Genomic DNA, 16552 nt, shown 5'->3' on the forward strand with positions numbered 1-16552 from the left:
CTCCCGGATTAATCCCTATCTTCGCAAAAGAATATAAACCTTTACTGAAATTTACGAGAAATGGAAGAATTACAAGTTATCCAGAACAAGATTTATGAGATCAGAGGTACGAAAGTCATGTTAGACTTCGATCTGGCAGAAATATATCAGGTCGAAACCCGTGTATTGAACCAAGCCGTAAAGCGCAATATTGCACGATTTCCTGAAGACTTTATGTTTCAATTGACAAATACAGAGTTAGACATCATGTCATCACAAAATGTGATGACATTAAAAGCCAAACGCCCCAAATCTGCTCTACCGTTCGCTTTTACGGAACATGGCGTCATCATGCTCGCAAGCGTATTAAGAAGCGAGATTGCCATACAAACCAGCATTCTAATCACCCGCGCTTTTGTCGCCATCCGGAAACTTGTATCTACCCCGCCGACAGACAAAATAACAGAAATCCAGCAAGAAATAAAAGAACTGAAAGAATACATCGAAGAAGCCTTTACCGACTACAACGACATCAACGAAGACACGCGTATGCAACTGGAACTCATCAACCAAACGATTGCCGAACTGCAAAGTAAAAAAGCCTTCAACGATAAACTACGGCCAAGGATTGGCTTTGTGAAATAGAATCTCTATCTTCGCGGCCTAAACAATAAACAAGTACACTGATTCATGAAAAAGTTGCTATTTATCCTCCTTACAGCAGGTCTTATACTGGGATTTAGCTCTTGTTCCCACAAAGACATTCCGAATAATGCACTGACATTGATCCCACAGCCCCAAGAAATGAAGGTAGGGGCGGATCACTTCAAACTGACTCGCCGGGCAGCTATCACACTCGACACCTCCAATCCTCAGTTAATGGGGATAGCTCGGTATTTCAACAATAAGGTTACTTCCGCAACAGGCTTTGAGATTCCGGTTGAGAAGCATGGCAATATTGAATTTAAGTTGACTGACGATACCGCTCTCGGCGCAGAAGGATATCGCTTGCAGGTAAAACATGGCGATATCATCATCACCGCCCATCAGCCGGCCGGGATTTTCTACGGGGTACAAACTTTATTGCAGATGCTTCCCCCCGAAATAAAAAGCAGCCGGGAACAAAAAGGTATCGACTGGACGATTCCCTGCGCCGACATCACCGACAAACCTCAGTTTGCCTGGCGCGGACTTATGCTTGACGTCAGCCGTCACTGGTTCACCAAAGAGGAAGTGAAGAAATACATCGATGAGCTGGCAGAATACAAAATGAATGTATTCCACTGGCACCTGACCGACGATCAAGGATGGCGTCTGGAGATAAAATCCCTGCCACGCCTGACGGAAGTTGGCGCCTGGCGTGCTCCACGTGTCGGACAATGGTGGCAACGCGAACCACAACAACCAGGAGAAGAAACGACCTACGGAGGTTTCTACACACAGGAAGACGTGAAGGAAGTGCTGGCATACGCTGCAGAACGCTACGTGCGCGTCATCCCTGAAATAGACGTACCGGGACATAGCCTGGCTGCACTTGTCGCCTATCCTGATCTGGCGTGTATGAAAGCACCGTCGGCTGTCGGGGTCGGCAACAAGTTTTACGGCGAAGACGAAAACACGCTCTGTGTCGGCAAAGATGCAACTTTCGAGTTTATGGACAAGGTCTTGACAGAAGTAGCCGCCCTGTTTCCGGATGAATACGTCCATATCGGGGGCGACGAATGTTTCAAAGGTTTTTGGCACAAATGCCCGCGTTGCCAAGCTCGCATGAAAGCGGAAAACCTGAAGAACGAAAACGAATTGCAGAGTTACTTTATCCATCGTATGGAAAGCATTCTGAAAGAGAAAGGGAAAAAGCTGATCGGCTGGGACGAGATTATCGACGGCGGCCTGGCTCCCGATGCTACCGTTATGAGCTGGCGCGGGATGGAAGGCGGAATCAAATCGGCAAAAGCCGGTCATCATGTGATTATGACACCGACCGAACATTGTTACATCGACCTCTGGCAAGGAGAGCCGTCTGTCGAACCAGATACCTACTTCATGTGCCGCCTGAAAGATTCCTACAGCTTCAACCCAGTTCCCGACAGTGTGCCGGCCGAGATGATATTAGGAGGACAAGGCAATCTCTGGGCTGAATCCGTCCCCACTTTCCGACATGCTGAATATATGACCTGGCCACGCGGATGGGCGCTTGCCGAAGTCCTTTGGACCGGACCATCCAAGACAGATTGGGATCGGTTCTGGCCACGTGTCGAACAACATTTCGTTCGTGCAGACCTGGCACAAATCAACTATGCACGCAGCATGTACAATGCAATCGTCACTCCCTACTATACTGAAGACGGAGCCTTAGAGATCAAACTGGATAGCGAACCGGGCAACCTCGACATCCACTATACATTCGACAATACGGATCCCGACAACTTCACTTCGAAGTATGAAGCTCCGCTCCGGATACCCAAGAATGCGACTTGGTTGCGTATTGTCACTTATCGGGACAACAAGCCGATTGGTAAAGTCATCACACTGACAATCAAAGAGCTTGAAAAGCGTGCGGAAAATACCCGCCATGTCGTCGGCAACTTGTAACACAAATGTAACATATATGTCGTAAATGCGAAACAGCATTCTCGTTCCTTTGCAAACAAAATCATAGAGTCCAAAAAGTTAGGAATGAAATCAGGAAAGATTATTGCGCTTGGCCTGTTGGCGCTGCTTCCATTTGCGATGAAGGCACAGGAAGCTCAGGAAATAGAGAAGCTGAATGCTCGTGTCGATTCACTTTCGCAGGAAACGACGACTCTGGATAAAATCGTCCAGAAACTCAGCAAGTTCAAAGTATCCGCTTATATCCAGGGGCAATTCCAATATGGCCAGGAAGATGCCACCTTGAAAGTAGGCGACAAGAACGAACATGAAGACAAAGGTTTCAACCGTTTCGGTATCCGCCGCGGACGGTTGAAATTCGAATATAACGACGGTATCGGAACCGGCGCCGTACAGATCGAGGCCAACGACAAAGGCGTCAGTTTTCGCGACCTTTACATCGGTATAAAAGATCCCTGGACAAAACGGAGCCAACTGATGGCGGGTGTTTTCAACCGTCCTTTCGGTCACGAAATCGGCTACTCGACAAGCGGATTGGAATCTCCCGAACGTGCCACCATCATCCAATACTTCTTCCCGGACGAACGCGATTTAGGTGCCATGCTGACGCTCCGAGCCAAAGAGACAAGCCCGATCGGCTTTCTCCGTCTCGACGCCGGACTATTCGCCGGTAACAGCATCAATCGCGAAACCGACAGTCGCAAAGACTTCATCGGCCGCTTAGGAGCCGAAAAGAAAATCGGTAACTGGGGAAAATGGGGATTAGGCGCCTCCTACTATAACGGCGGGGTTTACAACCCGACCACCACAGCTTACGAACTCCAGGGTAAAAAATTCATCGCAATCGACAAAGGAGAAACCGGTACATACATGAAACGTGAGTACATCGGCTTGGACGCACAGTTCTCATTCAAAAACAGCTGGGGAACGACCACTCTGCGCGGTGAAGGACTGTTAGGAACACAACCGGGTATCGCCAGCAGCAGCAAAAGCCCCAACACAGGGACACGTCCGGCCAACGAACCGGAAAACTCCCTGTTCAAACGTCCTTTCATCGGCTATTTTTTCTATTTGGTGCACGACATCGGGACCACTCCTTTCTCTGCCGTCCTGAAATACGATGCTTATGATCCCAACACCAAGTTGAAAGGAAATGAGATCGGCGTTGAAAACAGCTTGACCTCCAAGACCGACCTCGCCCAAAGCACACTCGGCATCGGCGCTTTGTACCGTTTCAACAAACATATCCGCGTGCAAGCTTATTACGAATTCAACTTCAACGAAAAGAGCGACTTCGTAAAGGGATATGAAAAGGATAGGAAAGACGACGTATTCACCTTGCGTCTGCAATATAAGTTTTAATACAAACGTAATATCTGTTTCACACTCTTGCAATACTCCTGTATTTACTTTGCATACAGAAAATTAATTCAAAACAGAGTAATGAAAAAGACAATTGTTATGGCCGCAATGGCCGCCTGTATGTTTGTATCAAATGTGTTTGCACAGAAAATCAAAGGAAGCGACACTTGCCTTCCTTTAAGCCAGACGGAAGCAGAAAACTTCATCAACAAAAATAAATCGGCTAAGATAACCGTGACAGGAGGCGGTTCCGGCGTTGGCATCTCAGCCCTGATGGAAGGGACAACCGATATCGCCATGTCTTCCCGTAAGATGAAATTCGACGAAAAGGTCAAACTCCAGGAAGCGAAGAAAAGCACCAAAGAGGTGGTGATCGCTTATGATGCACTGGCGGTAGTCGTACACCCGTCCAATAAAATATCCAACCTGACGCGTGAGCAGCTGGAAGGCATTTTCACTGGAAAGATCAAGAACTGGAAAGAAGTAGGTGGCGCCGACATGAAGATCGTTGCCTACTCGCGCGAAACTTCTTCCGGAACATACGAGTTCTTTAAGGAAAGCGTTCTGAAGAACAAGAACTATATGAACGGCATCCTCAGTATGCCCGCAACAGGAGCCATCATCCAGTCCGTCAGCCAGACGAAAGGAGCAATAGGTTATGTAGGATTAGCTTACATCAACAAAGAAGTAAAACCGATCCATGTCTCTTACGATGCAGGCAAAACATTCACCGAGCCATCCTTTGAAAATGCAAAAAGCAAGGCATACCCGATCGTCCGTCCGTTGTTCTATTACTACGATGTAAAAAATGAAGGCAAAGTGAAACCCTTTATCGATTACATCTTATCGGCTGAAGGACAAGCAACGGTTAAACAAGTCGGTTATATCCCTGTCAAATAAGTTCAAACCATCCAATTCCTGCACCCGACGCAGGATCGTGTTAAAGAAAGGGTGTGTGTCAAAATCCCCTTGTCTCCACACTTGATGCGGGACCGCAAAAGGACAGACCTTATCAATCAGATTTTTATAGGTCGGTTTTAATGCGATCCCGCGAGGGGCGCGGGAACAGGATAGTTTCGACACACCTCCTTCTTTTTTGTATCCCGACGTCAAACGTGGAAGAAAGAAGAATGAGATGCACAATTATTATTTATTTGTGCAATAATATTAGCCAATTCTGCACATTCTTTGGTTTATTGTGCTACCTTTGCCACATATATTTTTTATTTACACATTTTACTTACATGAAGACATTAACAATCGGGGATCTGAAAGCCCGCATTCCAATCATCCAGGGTGGAATGGGCGTAGGAATCTCTCTCTCCGGCTTAGCCTCAGCCGTTGCAAATGAAGGTGGGATTGGCGTTATCTCCGCCGCCGGTCTCGGTCTCTTATATAAGAAACTTTCTCCCAACTACACCGAAGCCGGAAATCTGGGCCTTGCCGCCGAGATCCGGAAAGCCCGCGAAAAGGCTAAAGGCATTATCGGTGTGAACGTGATGGTCGCACTATCGGACTTCGCCGAACTGGTAAAAACCAGTATTGCGGAAAAGGTAGACATCATTTTCAGTGGTGCCGGACTTCCTTTGGACTTGCCGTCTTTCCTGAAGAAAGACAGCGTGACGAAGCTGGTTCCTATCGTTTCCAGCGCACGTGCCGTCCGCATCATCTGCGAGAAATGGAAAAACAACTACGACTACCTTCCCGATGCTGTCGTGCTGGAAGGCCCGAAAGCCGGCGGCCACTTAGGATATAAGGAGAACCAACTGGAAGACGAGCATTTCTCACTCGAAGAACTGCTGCCTCAGGTAGTGGAAGAAGTTTCCCACTTCGAAGAAAAATACAACAAGAGAATCCCGGTAATTGCAGCAGGAGGCATTTATACGGGTGAAGACATCAAACGCGTGATGGACCTGGGAGCATCGGGCGTTCAATTAGGAACCCGTTTCGTCGCCACTACCGAGTGTGACGCTTCCGACGCTTTCAAAGAGAGCTACATCAAAGCGGAAGAAAAGGATATCGAGATTATCAAGAGTCCTGTCGGTATGCCGGGACGAGCCATCCATTGCAATTTCTTGCAGAAAGTGAAAGACGGCTTGAAGCAACCGAAAGTTTGTCCCTTCAACTGCATCAAGACTTGCGACATCTCGCGAAGCCCCTATTGCATCGTGACTGCCTTGTATAACGCTTTCAAAGGAAATTTTGAGAACGGCTACGCTTTCGCAGGAAGTAATGCTTGGCGGACAACCCGCATCATGTCGGTAAAGGAAACGATCAGCGAGCTGATCAACGAGTGGAAACGTTCCGACCAACCGACTCTTTCCTCACGATAAACAAAAAGTTTCCTCGGCATGGAACAAGAGTTTCCCTATAATGAAACTCTCGTTTCCCGCCGAGGAAACTCTTGTGCCATGCCGAGGGAACGACTGTGCCACACCGATGGAACTTTTTGTGCAACCTTAGAAAAGATGCGAAAGCCTTTTACTTATCTTCTTTTTTCTTCATATTCGTCTCAATAACGAACGCGATAATCAACCCCAAACCGCCGAACAAAAGAACGGACGCGCCATAGGCTGCACCGATCAACCGCTCCTCTTCAAAATGGCGCAATTCAGACAATCCACCACCGACCACCATAATATTCAAGAAGAAACCGACCAGCACTCCCAAACCGATCCCCACCAACAGACAACCTGCCTTCAAGGAACTGAACGAGAAGCGCGTCCCTCCGTAAGACGGCAGACGCATCTTGCCCTCAAAAGCCGAAGCATCCAATTTCTCTCCAATCTTCTCGATAATCGCCAACCGTTCTTTCCGGCGCACGAACAATTCAAACAAACCGTAAATAGCTGCAAAAACAATCCCCGTCGTCAGTGGGACCATAATAAAATCCATCATAATCGTACTATTTTAAATGATTCATTAATTTCTTTGCTACTTTTGACGCACCTCTTTCCGAAAGGTTACAAGGAGGAAAGAAAAAAATATTTTTATTTTTGTTGATGCAAGTTGTAACCTATTCGCCCGGCTTGCGTCCATTATAATACGATGGAGTTGTATACCGACACATATTATATACAAAGGATACAAGCGGGAGATACGACATGCTTTGCCTGCCTTCTGGATAAATACAGCCGTCCTGTTCATTCGTTAATCTTAAAGGTGGTCAGAAACCGGGAAGATGCGGAAGAGCTGGCGCAGGATGTGTTTATGAAGGTATTCAAAAACCTCTCTTCGTTCAAAGGAGAATGCAGTTTCTCCACCTGGATCTACCGGATCGCCTACAACACAGCTATCTCGGAGACCAGGAAAAAGAAACACGAGTTTCTGGCGATCGAGGAATCGGTTATTAACAACGTATCGGAACAAGAAGTGGCCGAGGCGCTTGGCAGGACAGACAGCTCCGACCAAATACAGATGCTCGATGCAGCCCTCGCCCAATTACCACCCGATGAACGGGCGATCATTTTGCTCTTTTACATGAAAGAAAAGACGATCGACGAAGTGGCAACGATCACCGGATTGACTGCTTCTAACATAAAAGTGAAATTGCATCGCATACGAAAGAAACTGTTTGTTGTATTAAAAGGAATGGAGGAACAATAAAAATGACCGAGAAGAATGACATATTGAAAGACCTGTTTAGCCGGATGCCGGAAGAGGAGCTTCCCGCTTCGTTCCGTACCAACGTAATGAAGCAGATCATGGCCGAAGCCGAACGCAGGCGCAAACTGGGCGAACGTTGGGGATGGATTGCCGTCATCGCCGCCTCGCTGCTTATGATCGGTATCGCAATCGCCTCATTCCTTTATATGGGTATTCCCAAAATATCCGTACAGATACCCGATATGAGTACATTCCCTTTCTATGCCTACATCGGCATACTTGCCCTCATCCTGTTAGGAGCCGATTACAAGTTCAGACAAATATACAAAAGGAGGCAAATGTCTCAGAAAGAAAAGATGTAAGTAGCGGTATTACAAGCTAAAAAGATTGTTTTTTCCATGTAAAAAGTCTTGCAAGTCAGAAAAAAGCATTACCTTTGCCCCCGATTTTTGAGAGATGACAACATAATGTCTAACTTACTAATTAAAACAAACTTAAGTATTAACAATTAGAGAATGGAAAATTTAAAGAACATTCAGCCCATTGAAGATTTCAACTGGGATGCTCTTGAAAAGGGCGATTCTTACGGTGAAGTAAGCAAGGACGATCTTGTAAAAACGTATGACGAGACTTTGAACACTGTAAAGGACAAAGAAGTCGTTATGGGAACTGTAACTGCAATGAACAAACGTGAAGTTGTAGTAAACATCGGTTTCAAATCAGATGGCGTTGTATCTATGGCAGAATTCCGTTACAACCCGGATCTGAAAATTGGTGACGAAGTAGAAGTATACATCGAAAACCAGGAAGACAAAAAAGGACAGCTGATCCTGTCTCACAAGAAAGCACGCGCTACACGTTCTTGGGATCGTGTAAACGAAGCTCTTGAAAAAGACGAAATCATCAAAGGTTACATTAAATGTCGTACTAAGGGCGGTATGATCGTTGACGTATTCGGTATCGAAGCATTCTTGCCGGGTTCTCAGATCGATGTAAAACCGATCCGCGACTACGATGTATTTGTAGGTAAGACAATGGAATTCAAGATCGTGAAGATCAACCAGGAATTCAAAAATGTTGTTGTATCTCATAAAGCTCTTATCGAAGCTGAACTCGAACAGCAGAAGAAAGACATCATCTCCAAACTTGAAAAAGGCCAGGTACTGGAAGGTACGGTTAAGAATATCACTTCTTACGGTGTATTCATCGACCTGGGTGGCGTAGACGGTTTGATCCATATCACAGACCTGTCTTGGGGCCGCGTTTCTCATCCGGAAGAAATCGTTCAGCTGGATCAGAAGATCAACGTGGTTATCCTTGACTTCGATGATGAAAAGAAACGTATCGCTCTCGGCTTGAAGCAGCTGACTCCGCATCCTTGGGATGCTTTGGACCCGAACTTGAAAGTTGGTGACAAAGTAAAAGGTAAAGTTGTCGTTATGGCTGACTACGGTGCATTCATCGAAATCGCTCCGGGCGTAGAAGGTTTGATCCACGTTTCTGAAATGTCTTGGACACAGCACTTGCGTTCTGCTCAGGACTTCATGAAAGTAGGTGACGAAATCGAAGCTGTCATCCTGACTCTGGACCGCGACGAACGTAAGATGTCTCTGGGTATCAAACAGCTGAAAGCCGACCCATGGGAAGATATCGAATCTCGCTTCCCGGTAGGTTCTCGCCACGCTGCTAAAGTTCGTAACTTCACTAACTTCGGTGTATTCGTAGAAATCGAAGAAGGCGTAGACGGCTTGATCCACATCTCTGACCTGTCTTGGACAAAGAAAATCAAACACCCGTCAGAATTCACTCAGATCGGTGCTGAAATCGAAGTTCAGGTTCTGGAAATCGACAAAGAAAACCGCCGTTTGAGCTTAGGCCACAAACAGCTGGAAGAAAATCCTTGGGATGTATTCGAAACAATCTTCACTGTAGGTTCTATCCACGAAGGAACAATCATCGAAGTACTGGATAAGGGTGCTGTAATCTCTCTGCCTTACGGCGTAGAAGGTTTCGCAACTCCGAAACATCTGGTAAAAGAAGACGGTTCTCAGGCTGCTGTAGACGAAAAACTGCAGTTCAAGGTAATCGAATTCAACAAGGAAGCTAAGAGAATCATCCTTTCTCACAGCCGTATCTTCGAAGATGAACAGAAAGGCGCCAAGAAAGAAGCTGGCGAAAAGAAATCATCTGCAAAACGCGGTGGCAAGAAAGAAGAAGAATCTGCAATGGTAACCGGTCCGGTTGAAAAGACTACACTGGGTGACATTGAAGAACTCGCTGCTCTGAAAGAAAAATTGGCTGGTAAATAATTACCGCCTTTTCAGATAAAATAAAAGGAGATGTCCACCCGGATATCTCCTTTTTTATTGCTTGAAAAAAGAATAGAGAAAGCTTTATCAGTCTATCTCCTTGATCGCTTCCTCTACCTGTTCTTGTTCACCGTAATATTGGCAACTTTCGCCGATACCCAACAAAGCATTCATTTCATGACGCTTGTCCAAGTCCGTAAAATAAGCATCTACTACCTTATAAATATCGAATCCGTCTGTTGAACCCGCTGCCAGATTCAACGATTCTACCAATTTGCCTGTAGCCTTACGAATTTCAGCTTTACTAATCAAATGAAACTCATTGTTGTGAATTAATTGACTCTTTCCCATGATGTTTGATTTTAAAGTTATACTTGTTCTTCATTAATAACCATTCCCGAAAGCGGTAAGTTTAATCTCGCTGCTTCGTTTCATGCACTAAATATACAAACATCCTCGGATCTTTCAACCTTTCAGGCCTTTTATTTTCAATAAACATGAAAAACGAATCCGATCCCGGCTTCACGATATTTCATGATGGGCAAGGAGAATCGGATCTCCAAACATAGAATAAGTTCTATTCTATTTGGTCATGTAAAAATTAATGCTGAAATTTGTTCACAGATAATATAAAAGATATGGGCACGAACGAAGACAAGTACAATGTAACTATTCTGATCGCAGAAGACGAGGAAAGCAATTTCCTGCTATTAAAAACCATTTTAAAAAGACACTGTAACGTTCTGCAAGCCAGAACCGGCTTGGAGCTATTGAAAGTCTTTGCAGAAAAAGGAGCCGATATGATTTTGCTGGATATAAAAATGCCGGAGATGAACGGTATAGAAGCGCTGAAAGAGATTAGGAAAAAAGACACGAACATTCCGATCATCATGCAATCCGCCTATGCCTTCGAAAATGACATGGAAGCCGCCCGTGCTGCCGGAAGCAACGGATTTATCACCAAGCCCATCAATATCGTCGAACTGAAGAAAACGATTTCCAAATTCTTGCCGCAGATAACCTGGTAAGAGGCTGAAAGACGACATATTATAAAAAAGTGGAATAGCTATAACAATCGTTATGGCTATTCCACTTTTTTGCTTTTTCACAGACACCTTAACCGGCAAACTCTCCCTTTCATTTTTATCAAAAACCTCTCATTTTACGGAGATATCCACATTAATTTTCTTTATAAACTCCGCCTAAACAAAACATTAAACCTCCGGTTTAAGAGGTGGGTAAATTTATTTTTCACAAAAAAGTGTCCGTGATTAGGGATCATATTTCCGGAAAACTATACCAAACCGGCACTAATGGATTTTCATATAGAACGAAATTATACTTTTACAAACGAAACTAAAATGAACATGTCAGACAAAAATAAAAGGACATCTGATAACAAGGAGATTTCTCATTCTTTAGGAAACGATTTTAAGATTTTCAGGAATTCAACGAAATTTTCTATTCCCTTATACCCTTCTTATTCCCATAGGGCTGTTGTTGCCTTTTGTACGGAAGGAAGAGCAAAAGTGGATGTGCACGGGTATGAGCATTCATTCACTAAAGGGGAACTTGTTGTCATTTTTCCAGGTCAGCTGGTCTCTTTGTCTGAAATCAGCCAAGATTTCACAGTCAGCTATTTTTCATTGTCTCTCAATCTTTATAACGATGTGCTTAGCGGTATACGCCGCTTTTCACCCCATTTCTTCTTTTATATGAGGAGTCATTATCATTATAAGCTTTCGGACTTGGAAACGTCCAAGTATATCAATTTTTTCCAGCTGATTTACAGCAAGGTGAATGCTCCCGAAAACTTATACCGTAAAGATTCGATCGTCCTTCTCATGCGGATTTTCTATCTGGATCTCTACAATATATATAAAGTAAATTCGCACACCGGAAAGCAGACGTTCGACAATCATAAGAAAGAACTGACCCACGGCTTCTTTCTGCTCATCATGAAGTTCTACAAAGAGAACAGAAGCGTAGCATTCTATGCCGACAAACTACATATCACTCCCAAATATCTCACAATGGTGGTCAAGGAAGTGAGCGGGATGTCGGCCAAAGACTGGATAACCGAATACATCCTGCAGGAGATCAAGTTCCTGTTAAAAAACTCGTCCCTGAACGTCCAGGAGATCGCTATCCGGACACATTTCTCCAACCAGACATCACTTGGTAGGTTTTTCAGGCAACATACGGGATTGTCTCCTTCGGATTACAGGAAACAGAATCAATAACAAACAAATAATCAATTAAACAAACAAAAAAGAATTTGAATAGCAAATCAACCGGATAAGATCCACTAAGCGAAATTTCCTTTCTATTAATTTATAATTAGCGATATAATACGAATATGAACAGAAGTCAGCTTATCAATATCCTGTCCAAGAAAACAGGATTAGACAAAAAAGATGTCAAACGGACAATCGATGAAATGCAAAAACTAATTGTCCAGGAAGTCAAAGAAGGTCAAAGAATCTGCCTGCATGGTTTCGGCTCGTTCAAACCACGTTTTCAATCCAGTCGTCCTGCACGAAACCCGAAAAGCGGAACAGCCGTACAACTGTCTCCCAGGACTATCATCCATTTCAAATGCGCTCCCCATCTGCTGGAGCTAATGAACAAATAAAGGGACAAAAAAAGAGACAAAAAAAGAGACTCACTTTTAGAAGTAAGTCTCTTTTTTATTTACTCAGCTATTGTCGGGGTGAGAAGATTCGAACTTCCGACCACACGCCCCCCAGACGCGTACTCTAACCGGGCTGAGCTACACCCCGCTTTGTTTTACGGCTGCAAAGGTAAATATTTTTCGTTATACTCCAAAGCTTTCACGATAAAAATCCAGGGATTCGAGAATTTTCTCCTTGCTCACCTGCTGATTTATCTGAACATCACCCACTTGAGAAAGCAGGGTGAAGTTGATGATACCCGCTTCATTTTTCTTATCGTGCATCATCAACTCGTATAAGGTATCATAGTCCTTGCAATCGAACACGAAAGCCGGATAATACTCCTTCAGATAATAGACAACCTGACTCAATTTCTCCATCGGGAAGCCGCATACTTTATGAGACAAGTACAATTCACTGACAATACCGGCGGCAACAGCATGTCCGTGCAGCAAAGGACGGTTCTTCTTAAAGGACAGGCTTTCGTAAGCATGACCGATCGTATGGCCGAAGTTCAGTGCCTTACGGATGCCATGCTCTTTCGGATCTTCTTCCACAATACGCTCTTTTACGGCTACGGACTGGGCGACCATCCTGTTCAGGAAAGCATAATCGATCCTCGCATCGAGGTCGAACAACATGACGGAAGCGTAAATGTCCATCGAACTGATAAGTGCATGTTTGATCATTTCGGCATAGCCGGAAAGCAGGTTGTCCCGATCGAGCGTACGCAGGAACTCACAATCGATAAAGACGCATTCGGGAGGATAGAAAGAACCGACCTCATTCTTCAAACCGTTGAAGTTAACCCCGGTCTTTCCTCCTACAGCCGCATCGACAGAGGCCATCAAGGTAGTCGGGATATTGACGGTCCGCAGCCCACGTTTGAAAGTCGCACCGGCAAAACCGCCCATATCGGTAATCATACCGCCGCCCAGATTGACTAAAAGAGAATTTCGGGAAGCCCCTTCATTCGAGAGACGCGACCAGATATAGGCGACCTGTTCGATGTCTTTATGAGTATCGCCCGCTTTTACGGTAATGATCGGGGCATCCTGCAAGGCAGGGATATCTTTTACCAGCGGAAAACATTTTTCTTGCGTGTTCGTATCGGTCAGGATAAAGAGTCTATCATAACTCATGGAAGCAAAGAACGCCTGCAAATCGGCTTTGAGATCCTTGCTGATTACTACTTTTTGAGCGGCCATAATGTCCTTTTTTTATTATAATCGTGATGGCAAAGGTATTATATGTTATTCGATTATCAAAACAAGGAAAAGAAAATTCCATGCGCATGAAACTAAAGTTTCATAGGCATGGAACAAAAGTTCTCCCAGCATGAAACTATCATTTCTTGCTGGGGGAAACATCTCTTTCTTCTTATTTCAGACCGGCTGCGTCCAAGATGTGTTCGACAGCTTCGCCCAGTCCGGCCACATTCTTGCCCCCGGCTGTTGCAAAATGAGGCTGACCGCCACCGCCACCTTGTATCAGTTTCGCTGCATCTTTCACCAGTTTGCCGGCATTCAAGCCTTCGGATACCAACTGTTCGCTCAGCATAACCATCAACGCACATTTCTCACCGTCTTTGATTCCTGCCACAAAGAAGACCTTTTCGTCCGTATTGCTTTCGCCTTTGATTTGGAAAGCCAAGTCTTTGATAGCATCGACATTGGCCTCACCCCGGAATACGACAACTTTAACGCCGTTACGCTCAACCGCTTTGGCGATCAAATCTTTCTTCAACTGCTGAACTTTTTCTTTCAGATAATCGCCTACCTGCTTTTTCAGTTCGGCATTCTCCTCGATGGCCTTCTTGATGGTTTGAGACAGATTCGGCACATTGTTGAACATCGCACGCAGTTCACGCAGGGAATCTTGCAACATGAAGGTGTAATTCTCAGCACCTTCGGCCGTTACCGCTTCAATACGGCGTACACCTGCCGCGATAGAGCTTTCGCCAACCACACGCAAGGAACCGATCATGCCGGTTGCAGGGATATGCGTACCACCGCACAACTCGATAGAGTTACCGTATTTAACCACACGGACTTCATCACCATACTTTTCACCGAACAGAGCCATGGCACCCAATGCTTTCGCTTCGGCAATCGGCATATTGCGATGTTCTTCCAGCGGATAGTTGGCACGGATCTTTTCGCTTACCAGCTTTTCCACCTTACGGATTTCTTCGTCCGTCACTTTCTGGAAGTGGGAGAAGTCAAAACGCAGAGAGTCGGGAGAAACGTATGAACCTTTCTGTTCGACATGTGTTCCCAAAACTTCACGCAACGCCTCGTGCAACAAGTGAGTAGCAGAGTGGTTACATTCGCACTGGATACGTTTCTTCTCGTTGATCTTGGCGGTAAAAGTTACCGTTACATCCTTCGGCAATTTAGCTACCAGATGTACAGGCAGGTTATTTTCGCGCTTCGTATCGATCACGTCGATCGTCTCGTCATCGGCAATCAACCAACCGGTGTCGCCGACCTGTCCACCCATCTCTGCATAGAACGGAGTCTGATCCAGAACGATCTGATATAATACCTTATTTTTCTGCTTGATCTGGCGATAACGCAGAATTTCGGCATCACATTCGAACAAATCATAGCCTACGAAATTGCATCCGCCCTCTTTCAGCACCACCCAGTCACCGGTTTCGATAACAGCGGCGTTACGGGCACGGTCCTTCTGTTTCTGCATCTCGACGTCGAATTCATCGATATTGGCTTCCATACCGTTTTCACGCAAGATCAACTCGGTCAAATCCAACGGGAATCCGTATGTATCATATAGTGTAAAGGCATCTACGCCGCTGATCACGTTCTTTCCGGCTGCCTTTGTTTCTTCCATCTTCTTATCCAGCAAACGGATACCGGTTTCCAACGTACGCAGGAAAGATTCTTCTTCTTCCTTGATCACCTTCTCGATCAACGTCTTCTGCGCGATCAGTTCGGGATAAGCATCTCCCATTGTTTCGATCAGTACGGGCAATAACTTATACATGAAGGATTCTTTGCGATCCAGGAACGTATAGCCGTAACGAACAGCACGACGCAGGATTCGGCGGATGACATAACCAGCCTTTGCGTTAGAAGGCAACTGCCCGTCTGTAATCGCGAAAGCAATCGTACGGATATGGTCGGCAATTACACGCATAGCCACGTCCTGCTGTTTGTCCTTACCGTAAGAAGTACCCGCCATATCGGCAATCACCTTGATGATCGGCTGGAAAACGTCTGTATCGTAGTTGGATGTCTTACCCTGCAAAGCCATGCAGAGACGTTCGAATCCCATACCGGTATCGATCACACGGGCAGGCAGCGGTTCGAGCGAGCTATCGGCCTTGCGGTTGTACTGCATGAACACCAAGTTCCAGATTTCGATCACCTGCGGATGGTCTTTGTTCACCATGTCCTGACCAGGGATAGCGGCACGTTCTTCTTCCGAACGGAGATCGATATGGATTTCGGAACAAGGGCCGCAAGGGCCTGTATCACCCATTTCCCAGAAGTTATCGTGTTTGTTGCCATTGATGATATGATCCTTCGGCAGAAACTTCTCCCAGTAACCGGCAGCCTCGTCGTCACGTGAAAGGCCTTCGGCAGGACTTCCCTCAAACACGGTTGCATACAAACGTTCGGGATTCAGTTTCAACACATCAACCAGGTATTCCCATGCCCAATTGATCGCTTCCTGTTTGAAATAGTCGCCGAACGACCAGTTTCCCAACATTTCGAACATGGTATGGTGGTAAGTATCGTGTCCTACCTCTTCCAGGTCGTTATGCTTGCCACTCACACGAAGACACTTTTGTGAATCCGCGACACGTGGATATTTACGGGGTACGTTCCCCAGGATTATATCTTTGAACTGGTTCATACCTGCATTGGTAAACATCAATGTAGGGTCTCCCTTCACAACCATCGGAGCAGAAGGCACAATCTGGTGCTGCTTGGAAGCGAAGAAGTCTTTAAATGATTCACGGATTTCTTTTGCTGTCAACATAAT

15 protein-coding genes and 1 tRNA gene are annotated in these 16552 nt (G+C 45.5%); 11 read left to right on the top strand and 5 right to left on the bottom strand.

Annotated elements, in window-relative coordinates; translation table 11 throughout:
* Nucleotides 1-60: 60 nt before the first annotated feature.
* The 5 genes from NQ564_RS13555 to NQ564_RS13575 all read left to right on the top strand — a co-directional run bounded on the left by NQ564_RS13555 (nt 61) and on the right by NQ564_RS13575 (nt 6284).
* Nucleotides 61-624: an ORF6N domain-containing protein gene (locus tag NQ564_RS13555; RefSeq protein ID WP_008146009.1), complete on the top strand. Its 564-nt coding sequence runs from the start codon at nt 61-63 to the stop codon at nt 622-624.
* 45 nt (nt 625-669) lie between these two features.
* Nucleotides 670-2571, top strand: a complete 1902-nt coding sequence (locus NQ564_RS13560; RefSeq protein ID WP_008146010.1) for a beta-N-acetylhexosaminidase — start codon at nt 670-672, stop codon at nt 2569-2571.
* An 84-nt stretch (nt 2572-2655) separates the two neighbouring features.
* Complete coding sequence (locus NQ564_RS13565) at nt 2656-3951, top strand: porin family protein (protein WP_008146011.1); 1296 nt, start codon at nt 2656-2658, stop codon at nt 3949-3951.
* Nucleotides 3952-4032: 81 nt separating this feature from the next.
* A complete protein-coding gene (locus NQ564_RS13570; RefSeq protein ID WP_008146012.1) occupies nt 4033-4851 on the top strand; it encodes a phosphate ABC transporter substrate-binding protein in 819 nt (272 codons plus the stop codon).
* A gap of 344 nt (nt 4852-5195) precedes the next feature.
* On the top strand, nt 5196-6284 hold the full coding sequence (locus NQ564_RS13575; protein WP_008146013.1) for an NAD(P)H-dependent flavin oxidoreductase: 1089 nt from the start codon (nt 5196-5198) through the stop codon (nt 6282-6284).
* Nucleotides 6285-6432: 148 nt separating this feature from the next.
* On the opposite strand, the gene NQ564_RS13580 is transcribed toward NQ564_RS13575, so the two are convergent.
* Complete coding sequence (locus NQ564_RS13580; RefSeq protein WP_008146014.1) at nt 6433-6849, bottom strand: DUF6249 domain-containing protein; 417 nt, start codon at nt 6847-6849, stop codon at nt 6433-6435.
* Nucleotides 6850-6999: 150 nt separating this feature from the next.
* Between NQ564_RS13580 and NQ564_RS13585 the strand changes: the two genes are divergently transcribed.
* The 3 genes from NQ564_RS13585 (at nt 7000) to rpsA (ending at nt 9866) form a co-directional block, all read left to right on the top strand.
* Nucleotides 7000-7557, top strand: a complete 558-nt coding sequence (locus tag NQ564_RS13585) for an RNA polymerase sigma factor (RefSeq protein ID WP_008146015.1) — start codon at nt 7000-7002, stop codon at nt 7555-7557.
* 2 nt (nt 7558-7559) lie between these two features.
* Nucleotides 7560-7919, top strand: a complete 360-nt coding sequence (locus tag NQ564_RS13590; RefSeq protein WP_008146016.1) for a hypothetical protein — start codon at nt 7560-7562, stop codon at nt 7917-7919.
* A gap of 153 nt (nt 7920-8072) precedes the next feature.
* Nucleotides 8073-9866, top strand: coding sequence for a 30S ribosomal protein S1 (rpsA, locus tag NQ564_RS13595; protein ID WP_008146017.1), 1794 nt, complete (start codon nt 8073-8075; stop codon nt 9864-9866).
* Between the two features lie 87 nt (nt 9867-9953).
* On the opposite strand, the gene NQ564_RS13600 is transcribed toward rpsA, so the two are convergent.
* Nucleotides 9954-10217: a hypothetical protein gene (locus NQ564_RS13600; protein WP_008146018.1), complete on the bottom strand. Its 264-nt coding sequence runs from the start codon at nt 10215-10217 to the stop codon at nt 9954-9956.
* A gap of 287 nt (nt 10218-10504) precedes the next feature.
* On the opposite strand from NQ564_RS13600, the gene NQ564_RS13605 reads away from it, so the two are divergent.
* From NQ564_RS13605 to NQ564_RS13615, 3 genes are all read left to right on the top strand, one after another.
* Nucleotides 10505-10894 carry a response regulator gene (locus tag NQ564_RS13605; RefSeq protein ID WP_008146019.1) on the top strand — a complete coding sequence of 130 codons (390 nt, stop codon included), beginning with the start codon at nt 10505-10507 and terminating at the stop codon, nt 10892-10894.
* Nucleotides 10895-11233: 339 nt separating this feature from the next.
* On the top strand, nt 11234-12109 hold the full coding sequence (locus tag NQ564_RS13610; RefSeq protein WP_039847978.1) for an AraC family transcriptional regulator: 876 nt from the start codon (nt 11234-11236) through the stop codon (nt 12107-12109).
* Nucleotides 12110-12225: 116 nt separating this feature from the next.
* On the top strand, nt 12226-12501 hold the full coding sequence (locus NQ564_RS13615; RefSeq protein ID WP_008146023.1) for an HU family DNA-binding protein: 276 nt from the start codon (nt 12226-12228) through the stop codon (nt 12499-12501).
* Between the two features lie 73 nt (nt 12502-12574).
* On the opposite strand, the gene NQ564_RS13620 is transcribed toward NQ564_RS13615, so the two are convergent.
* From NQ564_RS13620 to alaS, 3 genes are all read right to left on the bottom strand, one after another.
* Nucleotides 12575-12649: transfer RNA gene (locus NQ564_RS13620), tRNA-Pro, on the bottom strand.
* A 35-nt stretch (nt 12650-12684) separates the two neighbouring features.
* The gene (aroB, locus tag NQ564_RS13625) at nt 12685-13749 is read right to left on the bottom strand and encodes a 3-dehydroquinate synthase (protein WP_008146024.1); all 1065 of its coding nucleotides are present in this window, start codon (nt 13747-13749) and stop codon (nt 12685-12687) included.
* Between the two features lie 172 nt (nt 13750-13921).
* Nucleotides 13922-16549: an alanine--tRNA ligase gene (alaS, locus tag NQ564_RS13630; RefSeq protein WP_008146026.1), complete on the bottom strand. Its 2628-nt coding sequence runs from the start codon at nt 16547-16549 to the stop codon at nt 13922-13924.
* Between the last annotated feature and the right edge of the window lie 3 nt (nt 16550-16552).

The sequence above is a fragment of the Parabacteroides johnsonii DSM 18315 genome (assembly GCF_025151045.1).
Taxonomy (GTDB): Bacteria; Bacteroidota; Bacteroidia; order Bacteroidales; family Tannerellaceae; genus Parabacteroides; species Parabacteroides johnsonii.